The following is a 4,768-nucleotide window of genomic DNA, read 5'->3' on the forward strand; positions in this document are numbered from 1 at the left end:
GAGCATCGCTCCATAACTTAATTAGTTATTTTGCGACGCCCCCTTTATTAAAAATTTAATATCCAATTATCCCTGTATATCCTAAAGGATCTATTGGAACTCCATCTACTCTTATCTCAAAATGTAGATGTGGACCTGTGCTATCTCCAGTATTACCAACTTCTGCTATAACTTGCCCTCTTAGAACCTGTTCACCTTCAGACACATTTAATTTACTACAATGTGCATATACAGTCTGCAAGTTATCACTATGGTCGATTATTACTACTTTACCATACCCATCTGCTATCCCTGAAAAGCTCACTGTTCCATCTAATGCAGCTTGAATTTCAGTACCTGTATTAGCAGCCAAATCAATTCCCTTATGATAATATCCTTCTCTCTTCTCACCAAAAGTGGAAGTTAGTATACCTTTTATAGGTGTTGTTATTGAATTGTGTAAAAAAACCTCTCTATTTATTTGGGTATTCCTCCTACTAAGAGGCGTAAAAGCAACTTGCGAATTATTAGTCTTTTGTATATATTTAACCTGATTTTCTTTTGTAACTGTAAAGTTAATTAAACTGTTATCATTTGTATTATTGTATCCTATTATTTTATTAGAAATTTCACTTTCACTTAAAACGTCTTCTTTATTACAAGTTATTTTTTCATATACTATCTTATTATTTACAGCAATATCTTTAACATTATCTATATTACATGTATCTATATAGATATCTCTTACTTTATTAAGAGCATTGTTACCTGTAGCTTCATCAGCAACTATGCCAATTTCTACACCATCTGATTTCATAACTACTGCCTTTATTTTTTCATTCGCTTTTACATTTTCTTTTGCTTCTACCGGATTCATGGTAATCATAGTTAAAATACATAAGAGTGATACACATACTATGAATAATTCTCGTAGTATATTTTTCATCATTGTATTACCTCCCTACTACAATGATAATATACCCCATTGAAATTATTTTAAACATAATGTACAAAACAATAGTCAATTTTATTATTAATAAAATATTAATTTTATATACTAATATCTATACATTTATTAATTATTAAATTTTACTTTTAATAGGTTTACTATATGATATACTAAGGTTATAATATAATTCTTAATTGAAACTTATTCTAAAAGGTTATAAAAATAGAGCAATAAGATATAACTTATATATCAAATAAATAATTTATTTACTTATATATAATTATAACCTTAGTTTTCAACAAGAGTTTAATGTAATGATATTACATTACGATAACATGGAAAGGTTGAGATTCTATGAGTACTTTTATGTTTAAAACCAAAAATTTAGATTATACTCCCGTAAGCAATGTGTTTATAGATAACTTCATGGCAAAGGCTAGAGGCGAGTATATAAAAGTTTATTTACTTGGTCTTAAATATTGTGTTAGTGGAGAAATAGGTGTAAACTCAACTCTTATAGCTTCAGCTCTATCCTTATTAGAAACTGACGTAATAAATGCTTGGAATTATTGGAATGACGAAGGTGTTATAAGATTAGTTCCCATAGATAACATGGGAAATTATAATATAGAATTCTTAGAACTAACTAAGGCTCCCGATAACGGAAAATCTGTGAATTTATTAAAAGAACTAGATAATTCTATGGTTAAAGATATGTTGCAAGATATAGAAAGATTATTAGCACGTCCACTTTCGCCCAAAGAAATGACTACTTATCTCGGATGGCAAAACGACTTTAATTTTTCTCCTGAAATTATACTTTTACTTATAGAATATTGTGTTTCTAAAGGAAAATCTGACTATAGATATATTGAGAAAATAGCTGTATCTTGGAGTGATAACAATATAACTAGTATAGACGAAGCACAAGACTTTATAAAAAAGCATGAGGATAAATGGATTAATATAAGAAAAATCTTAACTTATTTAGGTCTGAAAAATGGTGATGTTATGAAACCTCAAGAAGAGCTTTTGGAAAAATGGTTAAATGTATATAATTTTTCTTTAGAAATTATATATAAAGCTTGTGACATATGCTTTGAAAGACTAAATAGAGCCGACTTTAAATATATTGATGGTATACTTAATAGTTGGTTTAAAGACAAAATTAAAACTCTTCAAGATATTGAGTTAAAAGACAAGAAAAAAATTAATTTTAAACCTATTGTTAATGAAGTTTCAAATACCAATACGAAAAAAGGCAAAGGTAAATTTCATAGTTACGATCAAAGGACCTATGATTTTGAAGATTTAGAAAGAAAACTTTTAGGATGGGATAATAATGACTAATAAATATCATTTAGAAATTATGAAACTTTATGATAAAATAAAGGAAAATCAAAAAAATGCTTTAGAATTAAGAAAATCAGAAGTAAAAAAACGTGTTCCTGAAATAGATGATATTGAAAATCATATAGGGAAGCTATGTATTAAGGTTTCCCTAGCCGCCTTTCAAGATGCGCCTAATAGGGAACAACATTTAAAAGAATTAAGGGAAAATATAACTAATTTAAGAGTTAAAAAGACTGAGTTACTGGTATCAAACGGTTATCCTTTAGATTATCTAGATATTCATTATAATTGTAATAAATGTAATGATACTGGATTTATAGGATTACAAAAATGTAGTTGCTATAAACAAAAACTTAATAGTATTTATTATAGAAATAGTGATTTATTCATAGTTTCTGATGATCATAATTTTGCTAATTTTAATATGGACTTCTACAGTGATAAAAGAAATGGCCGTGAAAAATATAGTCCAAAGGAAAATATGAAAAGCATTGTAAATCAATGTTTTAGATATATAGCAAACTTTGAGTCAACATCAGAAAATCTTCTTTTTTATGGTAATCCAGGCACTGGAAAAACCTTTTTATCTCACTGCATCGCAAAAGAATTAATAGATAATGGATATTTTATAGTATATAAGACTTCTGAAGAATTGATTAAAAACTTAAAAGATATAAGATTTAATAACAATTCAGTTCTAGAAGATCACCTAATTAATTGTGATTTGCTTATAATAGATGACTTAGGTACCGAAGTATCCTCAGAATTTGCTATATCTGAGTTATTTAACCTACTGAATACAAAGCTTCTAAGAAATAAGAAAATGTTAATATCTAGTAACTTTTCTTTAGATGAATTATTATCTATCTATTCAGAACGTATTACCTCTAGACTTTTTGGTAATTTTTCTTTGTTTAAGTTTTATGGTAATGATATAAGACTTGAAAAAAATTTAAATAGTAAAGCATCCTCTAAATAATTTCATTTGATCAAAGGCATCCTAACTTATACTTATATTAAGTTAGGATGTTTTTTTATTTAGAAGAATCATAAAGACCTCCCATCATTAAAAAGTCTTCTGCCTTTTCATCTTCTAAGCCCCTTTTATTATTTGAGTGTATAAAGGTAGATCTTATTATGGATGAATCTCCATACTTTTCTCTTATTTTATCTATGGTACTATCTAAGCTTCTTTGTTTATCTATTTTTTCATCATCAAATAAAGATTTTTGATATATACTATTATCACTCAACTTAGTTACTCTGACTCCTAATAATCTTATGGGTTCTCTACGCCACATCTCCTTAAATATTACTTTCACTAATTTAAAAATTTCTTCAGTGGAATCTGTTGGGGTTAAAAACTTTTTCTGATGAGAATAAGTTGTAAATATATTCGACTTTATTGATACAGCTACGATACCACATAAAGACTTATTAGCTCTAAGTCTCTTAGCTACACTTTCAGTAAGTGACAATAATACTTTTAGAGCTTCATCTATACTTAATATATCCTTGCTTGTAGTAGTTGAATTTCCTATGCCTTTTACATCCACATAATTATCACAGTTAATGGGTGAATTATCTATTCCATTGGCATATTCGTAAATTATATTTGCATAGCTCTTAAATATATTTCTTAAAATGCTCAAATTATAATTTGCTAAATCTCCAATTGTAAATATATTTAAATCTATAAGCTTTTTTTCTGCTGCTTTTCCAACCATAAATAAATCGCCTACTTTAAGTGGCCACATCTTTATTTTTATTTCTTCTTTAAATAATGTATGGATAGAATTCTTCTTAGAAAAATCACTAGCCATCTTAGCTAATAACTTATTATTTCCTATTCCTATATTTACTGTAAAACCTAAGTCTTCTTCTATTTTTCTTTTAATTTCCTTAGCCTTTTCCATGTAGTCATATTTAAAATGACTTGCTTCCATAAAAACTTCATCTATAGAATATCTTTCAATAAAATCAGAATATGGTTCTAGCAATTTATACATATCATTACTAAACCTTGTATATAGTTTATGTTCTGGTGGATAAACTTTTAATTGAGGGTACTTTTTCAACGCGGCTACTATAGGTTCTCCGGTTATTATATTAAATTTCTTAGCTGGAATTGATTTTGCTAAAACTACTCCTCTTCTATCTTCTATACTTCCACCTATTATAGAAGGAATTTTTCTTATATCTATTTCACTTTCCCCGCATCTTAATAAATTTATAGCTGTCCATGATAGAAATGCAGAGTTAACATCTATATGAAATATTATTCTCTCGGACTTATTCTCCACAAATATCACATCCTCAAAATTAACTTACATTCTTATTTTAACGAACAAATATTCGTTTGTAAAGATATAATTATATACCTTTATGACAATAATTTATTTTAAATTAAAATATGCCCTTAATTTTTATGTATTTAATTATTTTTTACTTATGTACTAATTCAAAAAATAAAAAAAGTGCCCTTGG

General features: G+C 27.2%; 4 protein-coding genes. 2 read left to right on the plus strand and 2 right to left on the minus strand.

The window, feature by feature from the left end; translation table 11 throughout:
- Window positions 1-55: 55 nt before the first annotated feature.
- Window positions 56-928: a M23 family metallopeptidase gene (locus B2694_RS15110; protein WP_346886445.1), complete on the minus strand. Its 873-nt coding sequence runs from the start codon at window positions 926-928 to the stop codon at window positions 56-58.
- A gap of 354 nt (window positions 929-1,282) precedes the next feature.
- On the opposite strand from B2694_RS15110, the gene B2694_RS15115 reads away from it, so the two are divergent.
- Both B2694_RS15115 and B2694_RS15120 read left to right on the plus strand, forming a co-directional pair.
- Window positions 1,283-2,278, plus strand: a complete 996-nt coding sequence (locus B2694_RS15115) for a DnaD domain protein (RefSeq protein WP_346849182.1) — start codon at window positions 1,283-1,285, stop codon at window positions 2,276-2,278.
- Complete coding sequence (locus B2694_RS15120) at window positions 2,271-3,260, plus strand: ATP-binding protein (RefSeq protein WP_346886446.1); 990 nt, start codon at window positions 2,271-2,273, stop codon at window positions 3,258-3,260. The genes B2694_RS15115 and B2694_RS15120 overlap by 8 nt, the downstream gene beginning before the upstream one ends.
- A 55-nt stretch (window positions 3,261-3,315) precedes the next feature.
- On the opposite strand, the gene B2694_RS15125 is transcribed toward B2694_RS15120, so the two are convergent.
- The gene (locus B2694_RS15125; protein ID WP_035135804.1) at window positions 3,316-4,584 is read right to left on the minus strand and encodes a Y-family DNA polymerase; all 1,269 of its coding nucleotides are present in this window, start codon (window positions 4,582-4,584) and stop codon (window positions 3,316-3,318) included.
- Between the last annotated feature and the right edge of the window lie 184 nt (window positions 4,585-4,768).

It is taken from the genome of Clostridium sp. UBA4395 (assembly GCF_002390995.1).
In the GTDB taxonomy this organism is placed as follows: Bacteria; Bacillota; Clostridia; order Clostridiales; family Clostridiaceae; genus Clostridium_J; species Clostridium_J sulfidigenes.